Annotated in this window: 10 protein-coding genes; 7 read left to right on the forward strand and 3 right to left on the reverse strand. The window is 43.2% G+C overall.

Features of this window, described 5'->3' with window-relative positions:
- Positions 1-15: 15 nt before the first annotated feature.
- Together OKW21_RS00800 and OKW21_RS00805 are read right to left on the reverse strand one after the other, a co-directional pair.
- The gene (locus OKW21_RS00800; protein WP_277476439.1) at positions 16-1,461 is read right to left on the reverse strand and encodes a DUF1501 domain-containing protein; all 1,446 of its coding nucleotides are present in this window, start codon (positions 1,459-1,461) and stop codon (positions 16-18) included.
- A 3-nt stretch (positions 1,462-1,464) separates the two neighbouring features.
- Complete coding sequence (locus tag OKW21_RS00805; protein ID WP_277476440.1) at positions 1,465-4,476, reverse strand: PSD1 and planctomycete cytochrome C domain-containing protein; 3,012 nt, start codon at positions 4,474-4,476, stop codon at positions 1,465-1,467.
- Between the two features lie 324 nt (positions 4,477-4,800).
- Here OKW21_RS00805 and OKW21_RS00810 point away from each other — a divergent pair, with 324 nt between their 5' ends.
- From OKW21_RS00810 to OKW21_RS00830, 5 genes are all read left to right on the forward strand, one after another.
- On the forward strand, positions 4,801-6,108 hold the full coding sequence (locus tag OKW21_RS00810) for an ATP-binding protein (RefSeq protein WP_277476441.1): 1,308 nt from the start codon (positions 4,801-4,803) through the stop codon (positions 6,106-6,108).
- Between the two features lie 2 nt (positions 6,109-6,110).
- A complete protein-coding gene (locus tag OKW21_RS00815) occupies positions 6,111-7,307 on the forward strand; it encodes a tetratricopeptide repeat protein (protein WP_277476442.1) in 1,197 nt (398 codons plus the stop codon).
- 1,222 nt (positions 7,308-8,529) lie between these two features.
- Positions 8,530-9,669: an efflux RND transporter periplasmic adaptor subunit gene (locus OKW21_RS00820; protein WP_277476443.1), complete on the forward strand. Its 1,140-nt coding sequence runs from the start codon at positions 8,530-8,532 to the stop codon at positions 9,667-9,669.
- Between the two features lie 51 nt (positions 9,670-9,720).
- Positions 9,721-12,891: an efflux RND transporter permease subunit gene (locus tag OKW21_RS00825; RefSeq protein WP_277476444.1), complete on the forward strand. Its 3,171-nt coding sequence runs from the start codon at positions 9,721-9,723 to the stop codon at positions 12,889-12,891.
- Between the two features lie 13 nt (positions 12,892-12,904).
- Positions 12,905-14,320, forward strand: a complete 1,416-nt coding sequence (locus tag OKW21_RS00830) for a TolC family protein (RefSeq protein ID WP_277476445.1) — start codon at positions 12,905-12,907, stop codon at positions 14,318-14,320.
- Between the two features lie 104 nt (positions 14,321-14,424).
- Here the strand turns inward: OKW21_RS00830 and OKW21_RS00835 are convergent, their stop codons facing one another.
- Complete coding sequence (locus tag OKW21_RS00835; RefSeq protein ID WP_277476446.1) at positions 14,425-14,877, reverse strand: LexA family protein; 453 nt, start codon at positions 14,875-14,877, stop codon at positions 14,425-14,427.
- 267 nt (positions 14,878-15,144) lie between these two features.
- On the opposite strand from OKW21_RS00835, the gene OKW21_RS00840 reads away from it, so the two are divergent.
- Positions 15,145-16,593, forward strand: coding sequence for a sugar porter family MFS transporter (locus tag OKW21_RS00840; protein WP_277476447.1), 1,449 nt, complete (start codon positions 15,145-15,147; stop codon positions 16,591-16,593).
- 394 nt (positions 16,594-16,987) lie between these two features.
- Positions 16,988-20,161, forward strand: coding sequence for a SusC/RagA family TonB-linked outer membrane protein (locus OKW21_RS00845; protein ID WP_277476448.1), 3,174 nt, complete (start codon positions 16,988-16,990; stop codon positions 20,159-20,161).
- Positions 20,162-20,209 lie beyond the last annotated feature (48 nt).

Here is a 20,209-nt window from a genome sequence, read left to right on the forward strand (position 1 = left end):
AAAAAAACATTCTTTTTAGGCAAGTACATCGTGGATGATATGGCCATGCACATCGGTCAGACGTATATCCCGACCGCTGAAATGGAAGGTTAGCTTTTCATGATGAACACCTAAAAGGTGCAGCATAGTAGCATGTAGGTCATGAATGCTCACTTTGTTTTCTACTACCCGGTAGCCATATTCATCAGTACGTCCGAAGATGGTTCCTCCTTTGACACCCGCTCCTGCCATCCACATACTGAAAGCTGAGGGATTATGATCCCGTCCGTTGGTGCCTTGTGCAAAGGGGGTTCTGCCAAACTCTCCGGTCCAGATCACCAGGGTTTCATCCAGCAGCCCTCTGCCTTTCAGGTCTTTGAGCAGGCCGGCAATGGGCTGGTCTACCGCATGGGCATTGCGCTCGTGTCCATCCCTGAGGTTATGGTGTTGATCCCAGCGGTCGGCTTCCACGCTGGGGCAGGTAAGTTCAATAAAACGTACACCTCTTTCTACCAGCCGTCTTGCCAGCAGGCACTGGGCAGCGTAGCCTCGTGTATGCGGATCATCTGACTCAAAGCCGTAAAGCTTTTTAGTCGCTTTGCTTTCTGAAGCAAATTCCGTCAGTTCGGGTACAGAAGACTGCATGCGGTAAGCCAGCTCATAGTTTGAAATCGCTGATTCTACAGCATCGGCATTGCCTAGTTTACCGATCAGGCTTTGGTCCATCTGTTTGATATAGTCCAGTTTGGAATCCTGTATGGTTTTGCCTTCCTGCGGCTGAATATTGGCCAGCGGTACTGCCTGCCCTTTGAGTACGGACGCCTGGTAAGAGGCGGGGAGGAACCCACTGTTGAAGTTGTCCAGCCCACCCGGAGGAACCAGCCCGCCATCCAATACTACATAGCCGGGCAGGTTGTCATTTTCGCTCCCCAGTCCGTAGGTTACCCAGGCGCCCATACTAGGGCGTCCCTGTAGCCCACTGCCGGTATGGAGAAAATAGTTGGCATTGGTATGCTCGGGAAAATCGGAAGTCATGGAGCGGATCAGGGCGAGCTCATCTACGCAGGTGGCGATGTGAGGAAACAAATCACTGACCGGCATGCCGCATTCACCGTACTGCTTAAAGCCCCAGGGGCTTTTCAGGATCTTACCTATGTTGTCAAACTGTGTATTATCTACCTTAAATTTTTTGTAAGGATCTTCCCCGTTTTCTTTAGCCAGCCGAGGTTTAGGGTCAAAAGAATCAACCTGGGATACGCCACCGTCCATGTACAGAAAGATCACATGCTTGGCTTTGGGAATGTAGTGGGGCGATACTCCAGATTTAGTTAGCGTATCAGAAAGCTTTTCTACTTCGGTGCAGGCAGCGCCCAGTCCTCCGAAAAGACTAGCAAAGGCCAGCGAGCCGAAGCCACTACCACAGCTAGCCAGCATTTCACGGCGGCTGAGAGGACGGTGGACGATATGTTGCTTGTTTCCCATAACTCAGATTAGATAGATAAATTCTTTCATATTAAAAATGGTGTGGCAGTAGTCTTTCCAGACCTCTACCGACTGCAGAAGATTTCCTGCCGATACTTCATATGTCTTTGCCTGTTGCTGTAAAAAGATTTTGGCCTGATTTACTTCCTCTACTTTGGCATCTCGGGCAAATGACCATCGATAAATCCACTGGATACGTTCTTCCAGGCTGAGGTTTGACTGAGCAATGATTCTCCTGGCCATTACCTCTGCCTGATCAGCTACGAAGGGATCATTCATCAGCATCAGCGATTGAGCCGGTACATTGGTGACATTCCGCTTACCAAAGGTAGAGAAGGGAATAGGTCGGTCAAAAGTCAGCATCATGGGTGACAGAAAGTTTCTTCTCACTTCCACGTAAATGCTACGTCGCCCCTCTCCATCCAGCGGCCCCGAATGCTGCGGACGTCCCCGCCCCTGCATGAAGTCGGTAAGATGGACAGCCACTGACGGACCGTACATGCTGGAATCCAGCCTGCCGGATGCGGTGAGCATGCCGTCGCGTATGGCTTCAGCTTCCAGGCGTCGCAATGGGAAGCCGGAAAGCAGAAGGTTTTCAGGGTCATTTTTGGGTAGCGCCGCTCCGGTGACGACTTCTCTCCGGAAGGTATTGGACATGGCAATAAGTTTTACCATCTTTTTCAGTGACCACCCTTCTTCCTGAAATTGTATCGCCAGGTAATCCAGCAGCGCCGGATGAGTGGGTAATTTCCCCTGTAAACCAAAGTTATCCACAGTTTCTACAATCCCCCTGCCAAAGAGGTAGTGCCAGATACGGTTAACCATCACCCGCGAGGTGAGCGGATTATCAGGGTTCACAATGGCTTCAGCCAGTTCCACTCTTCCACTGCCTGATGAGCTGAAGATAGAGTCCCCGGAAGGAATGCTGCTGAGAAAACGGTGAGCTACTTTTTCTTCAGAAGGGGTGTTGGGGTTACCCCTGACAAAGACCGGGCTGTTAATGCTAAAACCATCAGTGATACCCGCAATGTAGGCAGTATCCCTGAAGCTATGCGTTAATTGTTGCTCCAACTGATCAAGTTGCTGGATCTCAACAGAGAGATTTTTCAATGGCTTTTGTTGCAGCGCCTGGTTCAGAAACTGTATCTCTTCAGTGCTACTCTGGCCCTTAACCCACTGCTGTACTGACTGATAGAGGTCCAGGTTTTGAGATGCTGGTGGCGTTGGTAACTCTGGCCATTCCTCATCATAAGCCAAAGCATAAGATACTTCTACAAACGCTTCTGGAGGGAGCTTATAGTAATGCCTGTCAAAATAACCGGGAATGACTTCAATATACGCTTTATGTCCTTTCCAGGGAGAGACATCTACGGTATAATTATGCCAATCAGCCTGATCTACACGCATTTCCAGTTCACCGTAAATAGGGTTTTGGATGAGCTGAAAATTGTCAATGATGATGCGGATGGAAGACTGCTTGCCCAAGGCACGGATGCCAATGAAATCCTTGCTGATGGTGAAATCGGGTGAGCGTAAGGCGCCCACCACACCGGTATTGATACTACGGCTGGAGGCTTTTCCTTCAGAAAGGCCAACGAGCTGGGTAGCACTTTTGTTAAAAATAGGTTCGCCCAGGCTTGTTTGGTTGCCAAAGGCCTTACCGACACTTTGCCAGTCGTCCAAACCTTGCCCTCTGAAGTCTCCGATTACTTCATAAGAAGTTTCGCTGCTTTCTGCTTCATGCGATTCATGTAAAGCTACTTTCTGTATTGGCAAAACCTCATTCCCTATCCAGGATTCGGCCACTAAGGTTCTGATGTTTTCTTTGACTTGTTGGAGCTTTTCCAAATCCTCAACTTCTTCCAGTTGTAGATCAGCATCGCGTATGCTAAACCGGCTGCTTTTGATTACCCCATACAGCGCATAATAGTCAGTAGTAGGAATAGGGTCAAACTTATGATCATGGCAGCGGGCGCAGGCAACAGTAAGCGCCTGAAAGGTTTTGCTCGTCACATCTATGATATTATCTATCCTTTCGGACTCATCAATCACCAGGTCTACCGGACTATGTTTACCTTCTGTCATGGTGAAAAAAGTAGTGCCCAACACTGATTCATTACGACCTGTCTCTTTATTCCAGCGAGGGGACTCCAGCAGGTCGCCCGCCAGATGTTCCCTGACCAGTTGAGGATAAGGTAGATCGGCGTTGAAAGCTCTGATCAGGTAATCCCGGTATTGCCAGGCGCCCTGTACCGGATAGTCAAACTCATGTCCTTTGGTTTCCGCGTAGCGCACCAGGTCCATCCAGTGCCTGGCCCAGCGCTCGCCAAATTGCGGACTGTCCAGGTACTGATCTACTATCTTCTCATACGCCCGAGGGCTTTTATCCTCTAGGAATTTCTTTACATCTGAAGGATGAGGGGGCAAGCCGGTTAGTAAATAAGCCAGCCGCCGAATGAGCGTCTGTTTGTTGGCTAGAGGTGCGGGGGCAATTTGTTGCTCTTCCAGCCTGTCCAGTACAAAAGCGTCTATCTCATTAGTGACTTCCTGCTCATTTTTCACCCGAGGGATTTCATGTTTTTCAGGAGGAATAAATGCCCAGTGTGGTTTCCACTCGGCGCCCTTGGCTATCCATTTTTCCAGCAGCGCTTTTTCCTGCTCGCTCAGACTCAGGTTGCTCTCGGGAGGAGGCATCACTTCATTGGGATCATCTGCATGGATGCGTCTGATCATTTCACTCTTGGTGGGATGGCCGGGCAGTACAGCATAAGTATCTTCATCCCTCAGGGTGGTAGCCCCTTCAAAAGTATCCAGGCGCAAGTCCGCTTCCCGGCTGCTGGAATCCGGCCCATGGCAGAGATAACAGTTTTTGACCAGAATGGGACGGATATGAAAATTAAAATCTACAGTCTCAGGTAAGTTAAAAGAAGGTTTATCCGTACAGTGATTAAAAAGTACTGTTGCTAAAAAGAGCAAAGCAGCGGGTAATACAAATCTGAAATCCGTAGCTTTCATACAAACTGTATTATTTGCTGACAGCAAGTAGAGAGGTTCTTTGAGACCAGGCTCCGTATATGCATCAGGCTTGGGTTGTTGTAAATTTTACCTATCAATATACTGATAACAGGATTCCTCTACAAATCTAAGTTTGACTCTTAAATTGAAGCACATCTCTTTAAAACTGAAGCGTTGTGGTTTAACCTGTTATTCTGAAGTGAGTACTACTTTTTTTGAGGAAAAGTCACCTGCGTTTGAACAAAATCTTTATACCACGATCTGCTACTGTACTTCCTGTTAATTTAGTAAGTTGAAAAATTGGTAAACTAACATACTAAAAAAGTGGATAAAGAAACGCTGGCAGCTCTTGAAAACGCTTTACAGGCCTCCCCGGATAACGTTCTGTTGAGAAAACAGATAGGCAAAGCATTGTTTAATAACGCAGAATATGAGCGGGCAAAAGATCATTTTAACATTATTCTGCAAACCGAAGCCGATGATGAAATCAAACTGTGTTTGGCGCAATGTTATTCCTATCTGAAAAATTTTAGCCCTGCGCTGATTATCTGTGAAGAGCTGCTAAAAAACGAATTGAGTGAAAAAGTGGTGGAAGTTTATCTGCAAACTCTGATTAACGATGGACAGCTACAGGAGGCTGTTGACCAGTATCAGTCTTTTCAGCTCAGGCTGCCGGGCTGGAAAAATGAAGAAATTGAAGCCCAGCTAAAATTACCTGCACAACCCCAGACTTATGATGATGACGAAGAGGAGGAAGATGACTATAATCCTTTTCTTGAAAAGCCGGATACAGACTTTTCCAAAGTGGGAGGAATGGAAGAGGTAAAGGATGAGATCAGGATGAAAATTATCCAGCCTTTGAAAAATCCTGAACTTTTTAAAGCCTACGGTAAGAAAGCAGGAGGTGGAATTCTGATGTACGGCCCTCCGGGTTGTGGCAAAACCTACCTTTCCCGGGCTACTGCCGGTGAAATTGACTCTCGTTTTCTCTCGGTGGGTATAGAAGAAGTGATGGATATGTGGCTGGGCAGTAGTGAGAAGAACCTTCATCAGAAATTTGAGCTGGCCCGGAAATACACGCCCTGCGTTGTCTTTTTTGATGAGATTGATGCGCTCGGCAGTAAGCGAAACGATCTGAAGCAGTCTGCTGGCAGAAATATCATCAACCAGTTTCTCAAAGAGCTGGATGGCGTAAATGCCAATAATGATGGGGTGCTCATACTGGGTGCTACCAACTCACCCTGGCATATGGATTCCGCTTTCCTGAGGCCGGGCAGGTTTGACAGGATTATCTTTGTCCCCCCACCGGACAAAGACGCTCGTGAAAAAATCATAGCACTTTTACTGGAAGGAAAACCTACTCAAAAGATAGACCATGCTAAAATTGCGGCTAAATCAGAAGGCTTTAGCGGGGCTGACCTCAAACTGCTGGTAGACCTTGCGGTAGAAGAAAAACTAAAGCGCTCCATGAAAAGCGGCAAAGTAGAAGCCCTTGAGACCAGCGATCTTCTGACACAGTGCAAAAAGGTACGTCCCAGTACCAAAGATTGGTTCAATACCGCTAAAAATTATGCGCTCTATGCCAATGTCTCCGGTATTTATGATGACATCATTTCCTATTTAAACTTGTAAGCATGCTCGCCGAACATATTTCCAGAATTCACCTGCTTATTGAAAGAGATAAACTGGACATTGCCCAGCAAAAAATAGCTAAAACACTTGCCGAGTTTCCTGACTCAGATGATCTGCATATTTTGCAGGCTGAGCTTTATCTCAAAAAAGACGAATACAAAAATGCGCTTGAAGCTGCTGAAAGAGTAATTGGCCTAAACCCTGAGAACGAGGACGCTTATTTCATTCAGGCAAGGGTATATGTTGCTCGTGAAGAATATAAAAAAGCGCACAAAGCTATTGATAGAGCTTTGGAGTTAAACCCTTATGCTTCTGCTTATTACGCGATAAAAGCTATTGCCTATCTGGATACGCAGAAACATGCCGAAGCCATAGAGTATGCAAAAAAAGGCCTGGAAATTTATCCTGATGATCTTTTGTGTAACAATGTGTTATCATTGGCACAAACTAAAGCCGGGCACTCTGAAGAGGCTTTTGAACGTCTGGAATACATGCTTGCTGAAGACCCCGAAAATAGCCTTACCCAAGCCAATATGGGTTATCATTTTCTGAGAAAAGGAGACATAAAAAAAGCCAAAGAACATTTCTCTATTGCACTACAAAAAGATCCCACCAATGAGTTTACCAAAGCCGGTATGATGCAAGCGATCAAATCTACCAACTGGTTTTACCGCAAGTTTTTGCAGTACTCCTTGTGGATAGATAAGATAGGAAGGAAAAACAAATTTGCGCTTTATATCGGAGTGATCATCCTGGTAAAGGTTCTGCCTCTCCTTTTACCTTTTTATCTGTTGCTGATTTTGTGGAGTTGGTTTGCCGGTCCGCTCAGCGATGTCATTCTTTATTTTGACCGCTACGGCCGATACCTGATGACCAGAGAGAATTATCAACTAACCAAAGTCAACATCTGCATACTTTTAGCAGCTGTTTTTTGTGTTTTTCTCTCCTTTATGGTAGACAGCAGCTTTTTCGGTTTGGCGTTTGCTCTCGGCTTATCTATCGTTCCTATTTATCTTATTGATTCCAGCGCCCGGCCCGGCAAGCGTATTGCGATGGGCGTTTTTGCCAGTGCATTTATAGGAGTAGGGCTCTGGGGCGTTTATATATCTTATTTTATGGAAGAAAGCGGATGGGCAGCCTGGGGTGTATTGATATTTGGATCAGTAGCCTTTTCATGGGTGGCTTCACTGATGAAATAAACTTAAGTTCTCTCTGTATCCTGTAACTGAATTTAAAAGATGGAGATAAGTTCTGATCAGAGAAGCCAGGAGTAAGCCATGACAATAGATGGTAGGTTTTTGCTGAGGCTTACAGGTTTAATCTTAGTTTTATCCGGTTTATTGGTGATTGTACAATCAGTCAGTAGACATTTCTTTCCCCATCTGGTTTGTTTTGCGGTGAGCCTGAGAAGAGCAAAGCCTCCTATCTATCTTCTGCAGATTGTATGTTTGGCTATGAGTATAGGCTTTGGTATTGCCATAGGGGGCATTTCGTGATCATATATACAGATTTTATTTATTTGGACTTCAGCATAGTCAGGAATGTTATTCTGCTATTTCGAACTGATGCTTACCTGATAATCCAATAAGAAACTAAATCAGTTGTTCTCTGGTTTTGCTCGTTGCCATTGACTGATACTATCTTTGCAAAAAGATGAAAAATATTCACCTCTTTCTATTGTCCATTTTTTTATTAGTATTATAGTATGTCTTTTTGAACAAATATGGTACAATAATGGTTAATAATGAGTAAAATGCTGAGATGCACACGTGCAAGCCTTCATAATTGGATCATTTTCATCAGGCTTTTTTGTAGATTTTTCTACACCCTTTGAGTTAGTTATCTAGCATTACACATTCATTTGACCCACTTAAAGTTTTATTGAAGTTTACATGCGATGTTTCCTAAGGTGAATCAGCGTGTACGTTGACATTCAAGTTAAATTGACTTATATTTATATTTTTTGTTAATATAAAGAGTAAGGTTTTAATTAAATTTGCAGATGTTTTTTTGCAATTATGTTCGTTATCTAAATAATAGCAATGTTTGAGGTTTCAGTCTCATTCATATCTAAATGCTTTCTTCTGCACTGATTTTTAATAGATTAACTGGATTAATAGAGATAAATGGAGATTATTAATTTGAAGGACAAGTATCATCTTATTACTTCTGATGCAGTTAATAATCAATTTATAGTATGTAATTTTTTGTGCGTTTTTGTCTTGAAAATATGGTTAAAAAAGATGCAAATACGCACAACCAATAATTGGTCAACAAATCCATCATCTTTTAAACTTCAATTCAACCTATTCCGGCTTAACCCTTTCTAAGCACTTTAACCTCATCGCTAAAATATAATGCTTTTATGTATATATAGTCTGCTTATGTCAAGTCAATAATTTAACTTTTAAAGTATTTTTCATGAATATTAAAATAAATCTATTCTGCCTACTCTTCCCTTTTTCGTTAGTGTTCTTTGTATCCTGTAGTGATAAAGTACAAAATGCAGAGAAGAAAGGAGAAATGCAGAGCCTTCCCGTAACTGAAATAATGGTAAAAGATACCGTGCTTCATCACAGCTATGTAGCTGATATTCAGGCGGTACAAAATGTGGAGTTGCGTGCAAGAGTACAGGGTTTTCTGGAAAGAATTTATGTGGATGAAGGCCAGGAAGTGAAGAAAGGGCAACTGCTCTTTAAAATCAATGATGAAGAATACAAAGCAGAACTGGCTAAAGCTAAAGCTAACCTGAAAAGTGCTATCGCAGAAGCAAAAGCTTCAGAACTTGAAGTAGACAGGCTGAAAGTATTGGTTGAAAAAAATGTAATCTCCAATACAGAGTTGGAAGTAGCACAGGCTAAACTGGACGCCATGAAAGCACGCATAGAAGAAGCTCGCTCAGCAGAATCTAATGCTGCCATGCGCCTCTCTTATACTAGTATCAGAGCTCCTTTTGACGGTATCCTTGACCGTATTCCACTCAAAACTGGAAGTTTAATAGATCACGGCACGCTACTTACTACTGCTTCTGATGTTAGCTCAGTGTATGTATACTTTAACGTCTCTGAAAGTGAGTATCTGGAATATGTCAAGAGTAAATCTAACGATCCTACTGCACAAAATGATGTGGTCAGTCTTACACTAGCCGATGGAAGTGGGTATCCTTATCAGGGAAGCATAGAGACCATGGAAGGTGAATTTAAAGCCAGTACCGGTTCTATTGCCTTTCGTGCACATTTCCCTAATCCGGAAAAGATATTAAAGCATGGAGCTACAGGAAGAGTCAGTTTATCTAATATAATCAATGATGCGTTGATGGTGCCACAGAAAGCAGTATTTGAGATTCAGGATAAAAATTTTGTGTTTGTGGTAGATACTAATAACCAGGTAAGAATGAGAAGCTTCGTCCCTAAGCTTCGTTTCTCGCACTATTATATTGTAGAATCCGGGCTTCAAGCTGGTGATAAAATTGTGTATGAAGGAATTCAAAATATCACTGAAGGTACGCAAATCATGCCACAACCAGTAAAAATGGATAGCCTGATTGCACAGAATCCATGATGGTCTACGCACAAATGTACGATTCTTTAACCCTAAGCCCTGATAGAAAAAATGTTTGATATCTTTATCAAGAGACCTGTACTTTCTCTGGTGATTTCTCTGCTCATTACATTACTGGGAGTACTCTCATTCTTTACCTTACCTATAGCTCTTTTTCCTGATATCGCTCCTCCTTCGGTTAAAGTAAGAGCAAAATACAGAGGTGCCAACGCAGAAGTAGGAGCCAGTACGGTAGCCACTCAGTTGGAAAAAGTAATCAACGGTGTACCTGGCATGACTTACATGACTTCTGTGTCCAGTAATAGGGGAACCAATGTCATCAAAGTATTTTTTGAAGTAGGTACAGATCCTAATATGGCGGCAGTAGAAGTACAGAACCGTGTATCTACTGTGGTCAACAATTTGCCTGAGGAAGTGGTCAAGGCTGGTGTCTCCACCGAAAAAGAGGTAGAGGGCCTGTTGATGTATATTAACGTAATGAGCGAAGATACATCTCTGGATGAGAAGTTCATTTACAACTTTGCTGACCTGAACGTACTGCAGGAATTGAGAAGGGTCCCCGGAGTAGGCTATGCGGAGATGATGAGTACCAAGGATTACTCTATGAGAGTGTGGCTCAAGCCAGACCGTATGACGGCTTATGAGGTATCTACCGATGAGGTAATCAGTGCTATACAGGATCAGAATATAGAGGCCGCTCCAGGAATTGTGGGAATCAGTAATGATAAGTATCCGCAAATGCTGCAATATGTCCTTCGCTATAGCGGTAAGTTTGATGACCCCAAGCAATATGAAAACCTTGTAATCAGAGCTAATGATGATGGTTCTATCCTCAGACTTGGAGATGTAGCAGGTGTGGAGCTGGGAAACCTGAACTACGGCCGAATTTCAAGAACAGACGGTAAGCCTGCAGCTTCTATCATGATTATCCAACAACCCGGCTCTAATGCCAGAGCGGTAATCCAAAGGGTCAAAGAACGTATGATTGATCTGAAAGCCAGCTCTTTCCCCCCGGCTATGGACTACAAAATTAGTTATGACGTATCAGAGTTCCTAGATGCGTCAATACGAGAAGTAGCCAAAACACTGATTGAGGCGTATATTCTTGTGTTTCTGGTTGTATTTATCTTCTTGCAGGACTTCCGGTCCACACTCATACCTGCGTTGGCAGTGCCAGTGGCGCTCATCGGTACGCTGTTCTTCATGGAGCTAATGGGATTTTCTATCAATTTGCTGACTTTATTCGCTTTGGTACTGGCTATAGGTATTGTAGTGGATAATGCAATTGTGGTAGTAGAGGCAGTACATGCTAAAATGGAGGAAACCGGAATGTCTCCACGAAAGGCAACCTTCGCTGCCATGCATGAAATCAACGGAGCGATTATCGCTATTACCCTGGTAATGTCTGCTGTATTTGTTCCGGTAGCTTTCTTATCTGGACCGGTAGGTATTTTCTATCGTCAGTTTTCACTTACCCTGGCGGTAGCTATTGTGATCTCAGGAGTCAATGCCCTTACGCTGACTCCCGCATTGTGTGCGCTTTTCCTCAAAAATAACCATCACAGTGAAAAAAGAAGAAACTTATTACAGCGCTTCTTCCATAAGTTTAACCAAGGATATTTTGCCTTTGCCAATCGTTACAAACATAGTATATCATTCTTAGCAGGCAGGAGGGTAATCACTGTTTTACTGTTGCTGGCATTTTTTGCAGCCACATGGGGAGTGAATCGTGTGCTTCCTAAAGGCTTTATTCCCACGGAAGATCAAAGTATGATCTATGTGGATGTAGCTGCTCCTTCTGGCGCTACTGTAGAGCGTACCAAGAAAGTGCTGGATGAGATACAGCAGGCTTCTGAAGAGGTAGATGCGATTGAGTCTTTTACTTCATTGGCAGGTTATAGTATTACGAACGGTCTGTCCGGTGCTGCTTATGGCATGGGCATGGTCAACCTTAAAAACTGGGAAGAACGTGAAGAAAGTATTGAGGAAGTAATGCAGCAGCTTGAAGAAAAAACGAGTTATATCAGTGATGCTCAGATCAAATATTTTCTTCCTCCTACCGTCCCTGGTTTTGGTAACTCCAGTGGATTTCAAATGAAAGTGCTGGACCGGTCCGGAAGCGGTAATCTGGAAAGGACAGCTCAGGTCACCAATGACTTTATTGCTGCGCTGGTTAAAGCCCCTGAGATTAATAACGCCTTTACCGATTTTGACCCCGGCTTTCCCCAGTATATGATACATGTAGATCAAGATATGGCTGCCAAAAAAGGCGTATCCATCACTACTGCGATGAAGACCTTACAAACTTTAGTGGGTGGTCTCTATACTTCTGACTTTGTCAGGTTCGGACAAATGTATGATGTGATGATACAAGCTGCCCCTGAGTATCGTGCGAAACCTGAGGATGTATTAAGTCTGCACGTGAAAAACAATAAAGGTGAAATGGTGCCTTACTCTACCTTCGTAACCATGGAAAGAGTATATGGGCCTGAGCAGCTTACTCGTTTCAATATGTATACCTCAGCGACTGTAAAAGGCAGCCCGGCTCCGGGATATAGTAGTGGAGATGCTATTGCCGCGATAGAGCGGGTAGCCAAGGAAGAACTGCCCCGTGGATACAGTTACGATTGGTATGGTATGACAAGAGAAGAAGTTCAGTCAGGAAACCAGGCAATCTATATTTTTATTATCTGTCTGGTATTTGTTTATCTGCTTTTGGCTGCACAGTACGAAAGCTTTCTTTTGCCTCTGCCTGTAATACTTTCTCTCCCGGCAGGGGTATTCGGCTCATTCCTGGCTTTGCATCTGTTTGGTCTTCAGAACAATATCTATGCACAGGTATCCTTGATTATGCTGATAGGCCTTTTAGGTAAAAATGCCATTCTCATCGTAGAGTTTGCGATACTGAGAAAAAAAGAAGGGGCCTCCGTACTGAGTGCGGCTATTGAGGGTGCAGTATCAAGGTTAAGGCCTGTACTGATGACCTCTTTTGCTTTTATCGCCGGCCTTATTCCTCTGTGTATGGCTACTGGCGCAGGAGCTATTGGAAACCGGTCTATCGGGACAGCGGCAGCGGGTGGTATGTTGGTTGGAACTATAGCAGGCCTGGTTCTCATCCCCGGACTGTACGTGCTTTTCGCTAAAGTTACTGAGAAGAAGGACGAGCATCCTTCTCAATCCGAAAGTTCACAGAAAATGAAAGTTTCCATCTCAAGTAATTAAGTGAAATACTGTTATGCATTTGAATAAAACTATCAAAAACGCTTTATATATCGTATGTTTTCTGGGGTTGGTCAGTAGCTGTAAAATAACTGAGCCTCCCCAGATGCCTAATACCACTCAACTTCCCCCCACCTTTACAGGAAGTACTGATACCATCAGTATGGGAGACCTTATCTGGGAAGACTTTTTCAATGACCCTCATCTGGTAGGACTTATTGAAATTGCGCTTAAAAATAATCTGGATATGCTTACTGCCGTGCAAAGGATTGAAGTAGCGAAAGCAAATTTTCAGATTAGAAAAGGAGCGATGCTGCCTTCTTTAGATTTGAGGTTCAGGGCCAGAACCGGAAATGTAAAGGAAAACTTGCTGGACAATACAATCAACGGAGATAATGTAGCCAACCAGACTCAGAACTACTTTCTTGGCTTGCAAAGCTCCTGGGAGATTGACGTGTGGGGAAAATTGAGGAGCAGAAAGGAAGCTGCTTACGCCCGTTACCTGGCTACTGAAAAGGGAAAACATTTAATCACAACTTCGCTGGTCGCTGAAGTAGCCCGTATGTACTACGAACTGCTGGGACTTGATAATGAGCTAAAAACTTTAGAGAAAAACATAGAATTTCAGGAGATTGCTCTTGAAATGATTGAGATTCAAAAAGTGGGAGGGCGAGCGACTGAGCTGGCTGTGCAGCAATTTAAAGCACAACTTCTAAGGACTAAAAGTCTGAGGTTTGAAAAACAGCAGCGGATCGTAGAAGTTGAAAATGAGTTGAACCTTTTGCTGGGTAGGTATCCCCAGCCTATTGAAAGAGGGGAGTCCATCCTCAAGCAGCGCTTGCCTGAAGTTGTAAGAGCAGGTATCCCTCCTGACATGCTTCTGAGAAGGCCGGATATACAGCAGGCAGAATTGGAATTAGCAGCGGCAGAAGCTGATGTGGAAGCAGCCAGAGCAGAGTTTTTACCCTCTTTTGAAATTACTCCTTATGCGGGTTTCAATACTACCAGCCTCCCTTCTTTAATGAATATGCCTGAGGCTCTCACATTGGGAATGATAGGAGGGATAACAGCCCCTTTACTCTACAGAAATCGCATAAGAGCAGAATATGATCAGTCAGTGGCGCGTAATCTGGAAGAGTTTTACACTTATCAGCAGAAAGTACTGACGGGTTATCAGGAAGTAGTGTCTTGTCTGAATAGGGTTGACAACTTTACCAAGATATTTGAACTGAGGGAACAGGAAGTAGAAGTGCTTACCAACTCAATAAACACTTCCAATGATCTTTTTGCTGCAGGCTATGCGACTTACCTGGAAGTAATTACTGCCCAGGGCAGGGCACTGGAGGCTGAGTTGAGTATGACCAATACCCGGAAGGAAATATTTGTTTCCCTGATTGATCTTTATCGTGCATTGGGTGGCGGCTGGAAGTAGGAGAAAACAAATACATAAGTAAGCAGACTGTTATCTGGTGTTTATTACTTCTTCTGAGAACAGGCTATCTTAAAACTTTTATGAGATAGCCTGTTTTTTTATTATCAGGGCTTATGGATAATATAAGTTACCAGCCCCCAAACCATAAACTGATGCTCTTCTGTAATCACAATAGGTTGATAAGCAGGATTTTCAGGCCTGAGCGTAACCTGCTTGCCACTAAAGCAGATTCTCTTTACTGTAAACTCTCCATTGATGATACAGACAGCAATATCATTGTCTCTCACTTCTTTTGACCGGTCTACAATCAGAATATCTCCTTCATGTATACCGGCATCCTCCATGCTGTGCCCTTTTACTTTGGCGAAAAAAGTAGCACTCTGATTCTGAACCAGGTGCTTGTTCAGGTCTAACGCTAATTCCATATAGTCGTCAGCTGGAGAAGGAAAACCTGCTGGCAAGAGTGAATGATGTAATGGCAAAGCTAATGTGGTCTCAAGCTCAGGCTGATATATGGTGAGCTGTACATTGATATTTTGACTTCTAAATCTGGTCATGATATATGGTTAGTTATAAGTTATCATAATACTTAATTAAAGTATTTTTTGTTCTCAAATTAAGTATAATTTATACAATAAAGCATAAATTTTAGCAAGAAAGTCTATCTATTTGATACCGAACTCATATATTAAGCCTGACTTTATGGTAGTAAAATGGGAAAAAGAGACTGGCTACTATCGTAGGCAAATCAAAAAAGATTTTATTACCATAGTATAAAAATTACCCATACATATATTCTCACTTGTTTTATAGTAACTATTGAAATGAAAGAAAATATAAAGTATAATCAAACATACTTATGGCTTATCAGCATGACAGCGGCAATGGGGGGGTTCCTCTTTGGTTACGATTGGGTAGTAATCGGCGGAGCCAAACCCTACTATGAACCTTTTTTTAATCTAAATACGCCGGCCTTACAGGGCTGGGGAACCAGCTCGGCACTGGTAGGCTGTATGGTCGGTGCGATAGCCTGTGTGTTCTTAAGTGATAAATATGGACGTAAACGCCTGCTGATTTTCGCAGGCTTTCTTTTTTCTCTTTCTGCAATAGGGACCGCGTTGGCATCTGATTTCAGCTGGTTCAATATTTACAGAATTATCGGGGGTGTCGCTATGGGAATTGCACTGAATCTCTCGCCCATGTACATTTCTGAAATCTCTCCCCCAGAGAAAAGAGGGATGTTCGTAACCATCAATCAGCTACTGGTAATGATAGGAGTGTTGATGGCACAATTAGTTAACTGGCGTATATCACTGCTGGATACAGCTCTGCCAGTAGATGCGACCAATGAGGTGATCGCCCAGAGCTGGAGCGGTCAGGCCGGATGGAGGTGGATGTTTGGGGCAGAAGTTTTACCTGCCTTTTTGTTTTTTGTACTCATGTTTTTTGTACCGGAAAGCGTACGCTGGCTGGTGAAAAATGGACAGGAAGAAAGTGCGCTGCGCGTGCTGAATAGAATAGGAGGTAGCGAGTATGCCCAATACCAGGTGAAAGAGGTGAAAAGGACAATTTCCAAAGAAGATGTATCGCATGTCAATTTTAAACAGCTGCTCAACTCCCGAGTGCTCAAATTTATAGGTTTAGGTGTGTTCCTGGCTTTTCTTCAACAATGGAGTGGCCTCAATGTAATCATCTATTATGCGTCTGATATTTTCCAGGCTGCCGGCTATAATCTTAAGCAGATGATGCTCAATATTGTGGTCATTGGTACTGTCATGGTATTGTCAGTAGTGGTGACTATGGCTACGGTAGATAAGCTAGGCAGAAAAACATTACTGCTATTTGGTACATTCTCTATGGCAATAACATATGCTCTGATCGGCTATTGTTTTTATGCCAACTACGAAGGTTTCCTCATTGTACTTCTGGTGCTGGCTAATGTCATGTTCTACTCTATCACTCTTGCTCCGCTTCTGTGGGTAGTGCTGTCCGAAATATTTCCTAACCGTATCCGGGGGGCGGCCATGTCTATCGCCGCTTTTGCCCATTGGCTAGGTAATTTTACGCTTACTTTTAGTTTTCCTACCATCAAAGAAAACCTGGGCTGGGCCAATAATTTCTGGCTGTATGGGGTAATTTGTGCTATAGGCTTCGTAGTACTATATTATATCCTGCCCGAGACCAAAGGCAAATCCCTTGAAGAGATTGAGCATGAACTGATTGATGGTAGCCCCAAAAAGGAAGAAGTGTTACAGTCAGCGATAAACGACTGACTTCAGGAGAAAAGACAAAGCTTTTTACAGTAAAACGAAGTGCTTGTAGCTACATATCTACAGGCACTTTGTATGTTGTCCTACCTCTAAAAATCAATTTACCAAAAAATAAAATTGATAGTGACAAATCTTCAACATTACTTTATGTTTCTTGAAAAATAAGTAATGATTATGCTTAATGAATAGATGAAATGAAAAAGTAAAAAAATAGTTATCTCAGTTTGAAGGTGTTTGCTAATCCTCTCTCCACTTGATTATCAGATACTCTGAATATCTGCAAACGAAGAGTGTCTGAAGCATTTTGGCAGTAGAGAAAAATATGAAGAAGAAATAGCTTCTGTTGCTCAAAGCACAATGCTAAAGCGAAACCATTAACAACCTAAAACTAATAACTATGTACACATCGCTACTCTATGTGAAGAGAATACCTCTCTTCATTATTTATTTATGCTTTAGCATACCTGTGCTTGCTCAGGATTTTGCAAGTAATCAGCAAATGTCCGGTGAGCAGGAAAAGCTCTCTGAAACCCAACAAAAGTCGAACAATGAAAATCAGGTTTTTGCCACAGTTACCGGTACAGTGACCGATGCTACAAATGGCGGTGCATTACCTGGAGTCAATGTACTGGTAAAAGGAAGTACTACCGGTACGGTAACTGATATTGAGGGAAAGTACAGCATCAATGTCCCAAATGAGGATGACATACTGGTGTTTTCTTCTATCGGTTATGCTCCGCAGGAGATCGCCGTAAATGGAAGAACAGTGATAGACATATCACTGTCAGAGGATGTGCAGAGCCTGGAGGAAATTGTGGTTGTGGGTTATGGCAGCCAGCTGAAAAAGGAAGTCACCGGCTCAGTACAGACTGTAGATGCTACGGAGCTTCAGGATGTCCCGGTATCACAGGTGACACAAAAGTTGCAAGGCCGGCTGGCAGGTGTGCAGATCAACCAGACTACCGGTAAGCCCGGGCAGGGTATGAGCGTGAGAATCCGTGGGCAGCTATCTGTTTCAGGAGGTAGTGACCCTCTTTATGTAGTAGATGGTTTTCCGATCACCGGAGATATCAGCAACATCAACCCCGATGAAATACAGGATATTTCAATCCTGAAAGATGCAGCTTCTACCTCGCTTTATGGTTCCAGGGCTGCCAATGGTGTGGTATTGATTACTACCAAAAAAGGTAAAGCAGGCCAAACGAATGTGAGTTTCACCGCTTACGGTGGTATACAGGAAGTACCCGAAAGAGGGAGACTGGAAATGATGAACGCTGAAGAATTCGTTCAGTTTAAGAAAGAGTACTATGAAGATGCTGGGCAGCCGGTGCCTGAAATTTTCCAAAATCCAGCTGAGTACCGTGGAAAGAATAATGATTGGTATGATGCATTATTGAGAAAAGCACCTATCCAAAGTTATAACCTGACCATTACATCTAATAAAGAAAAAGTCAATACAGCCATCATTGCCGGGGTATTTGATCAGCAAGGTGTAGTGAAAAACTCTGACTTTAAGAGATATTCTTTGCGTATGAATACTACCTATGATGTTTCTGATAAGGTTAGGTTGGGTTTCAATATTGCGCCTTCTTACATAGAGGATAATATACCGAGAACAGATGGAACACGGGGTACAGGGATCTTATTTAATGCGCTGCACACCTGGCCTATTATGCCTATCTATGATGAAAATGGTGAGCTGACCTTATTTAACAGGTTTCCTGCCGAAACAGGTAATATCTTCGCTTATGCCAACTGGGTTAGATCAGTTGAAGAGTTGAGGAATGAAACTAAAGATGTTAATGTCTTATCTAATGCCTTTGTTGAGTTTAATCCTATCCCTGGTCTTACACTAAAGTCTACATTTAACGCGGAAATCTATAATTCAAAGTTTTTCTATTTTAATCCATCTACTGCTACAGGAAGTATCAACGTTCCTCTGCCTACTACAGCGGTCTCTGTCAGAGAAAACGTAGAAGATTTTTCCTGGCTGAATGAAAACCTGGCCACCTATTCCAAGTCCTTTGGAGAGCATAATTTTGAGCTACTGGGCGGTTTTACTGTTCAGAAGTTCCGCAGAGAAAGAACCCGGATTCAGGCGGATACCTATGCAGATGACAGGATCCCTACCATTCAGGGTGCGATTAACATTAATAGAGGTGGAACCAATAGTGGTGTGGAAGAGTGGAGCCTGATGTCTTTTCTATCCCGACTTACCTACAATTACAGAGGGAAGTATCTGCTGACTGCCGCAGTGCGTTCTGATGGCTCTTCTCGCTTTGGCTCTGAAAATCAGTGGGGTGTGTTTCCCTCTGCATCTGCTGGTTGGGTAGTATCTGATGAAGGTTTTATGCAGGATGTTCCTGCCATCTCATTTGCCAAGCTTAGAGCCAGCTATGGGATAACCGGTAACAACAATATTGGTAACTATACCCAGTATGCTCTGATTAACAATACTGTAAATGCTGCTTTTGGAGAAAATATAGCTCCCGGAGCAGTAGTTACCTCTTTAGCGAATAGCAACCTGGGCTGGGAAACCACCAAGCAATTTGATATCGGTTTAGACTTAGGTTTGTTTGAGGACAGAATTCAGTTTGTGTACGACTATTATACCAAGCGTACTACAAATCTTTTGTATAGGGTACAGGTTCCTCAAGAATCTGGTTTTAATGATTTTAGTGATAATATTGGCGAAATCAGGTTCTGGGGACATGAATTTGCTATTACATCACTCAATACAGTTGGAAAGTTCAGATGGACTACCAACGCTAATATTTCATTTAACCGAAATATTGTAGAAGAGCTGGCCGAAGGTATTGACAGAGTGTATGGACAATATCATATCACTAAGGTAGGTGAGCCTTTCGGACAGTTTTATGGGCACATAGCCGATGGTGTTTACCTAAACCAGGCTGACCTTGACAATTCTCCTCAGGTACCTGGTCGCTCCACTGTAGGTAGTATTAAGCTGGTAGATATAAATGGCGATGGCGTAATCACTCGCGGAGGTGATAATGATGACCGTGCGATTATGGGAAGCCCATTTCCTGACTTCACTTATGGTATTACCAATAATTTCAGGTACGGCAATTTTGATTTGAGCATCGTAGGTACCGGTTCTCATGGTAATGAGTTGTTAGTCCGTCACCTCTACAGTACTACCAACCTGGATGGTGTATTTAACTTGATGAAAGAAGTGAAATATCGCTTTAGGTCACCCGAAAACCCCGGTAAAGGCTTCTTTGGTACTACCGTAGGTGGAGGTAATGTAACCGGTATAGAGAGAGACTGGATGAATAGTCGTTTTGTAGCGGATGCCTCTTTTTTCACCATCAGAAACATTACCCTGGGTTATACTTTTGAAGAACTGGGAAGTGTGTTTAGATCAGCTCGTCTTTATACTTCTATACAAAACGCTTATATCTTTACTGATTATTGGGGCGGCTCTAACCCTGAAACAAGTATGGAAAATGATGGAGATGGAGATGGCGGTAACCTGAGCCAGGGTGTAGACCTTTCAGGTTATCCTGTGCCTCGCACCTACACCATCGGTGTAAACCTGAATTTCTAATATGAGAAATGTACTTCCTTATATTTTGACAACCTTACGCTATTATAC

Source organism: Catalinimonas alkaloidigena, from assembly GCF_029504655.1.
GTDB lineage: Bacteria > Bacteroidota > Bacteroidia > Cytophagales > Cyclobacteriaceae > Catalinimonas > Catalinimonas alkaloidigena.

What these genes read in the sequence shown, in the direction of transcription:
- OKW21_RS00800 (WP_277476439.1), bottom strand. Translation starts at nt 1,461, where the DNA reads ATGGGAAACAAGCAACATATCGTCCACCGTCCTCTCAGCCGCCGTGAA.
- OKW21_RS00805 (WP_277476440.1), bottom strand. Translation starts at nt 4,476, where the DNA reads ATGAAAGCTACGGATTTCAGATTTGTATTACCCGCTGCTTTGCTCTTT.
- OKW21_RS00815 (WP_277476442.1), top strand. Translation starts at nt 6,111, where the DNA reads ATGCTCGCCGAACATATTTCCAGAATTCACCTGCTTATTGAAAGAGAT.
- OKW21_RS00820 (WP_277476443.1), top strand. Translation starts at nt 8,530, where the DNA reads ATGAATATTAAAATAAATCTATTCTGCCTACTCTTCCCTTTTTCGTTA.
- OKW21_RS00825 (WP_277476444.1), top strand. Translation starts at nt 9,721, where the DNA reads ATGTTTGATATCTTTATCAAGAGACCTGTACTTTCTCTGGTGATTTCT.
- OKW21_RS00830 (WP_277476445.1), top strand. Translation starts at nt 12,905, where the DNA reads ATGCATTTGAATAAAACTATCAAAAACGCTTTATATATCGTATGTTTT.
- OKW21_RS00835 (WP_277476446.1), bottom strand. Translation starts at nt 14,877, where the DNA reads ATGACCAGATTTAGAAGTCAAAATATCAATGTACAGCTCACCATATAT.
- OKW21_RS00840 (WP_277476447.1), top strand. Translation starts at nt 15,145, where the DNA reads ATGAAAGAAAATATAAAGTATAATCAAACATACTTATGGCTTATCAGC.
- OKW21_RS00845 (WP_277476448.1), top strand. Translation starts at nt 16,988, where the DNA reads ATGTACACATCGCTACTCTATGTGAAGAGAATACCTCTCTTCATTATT.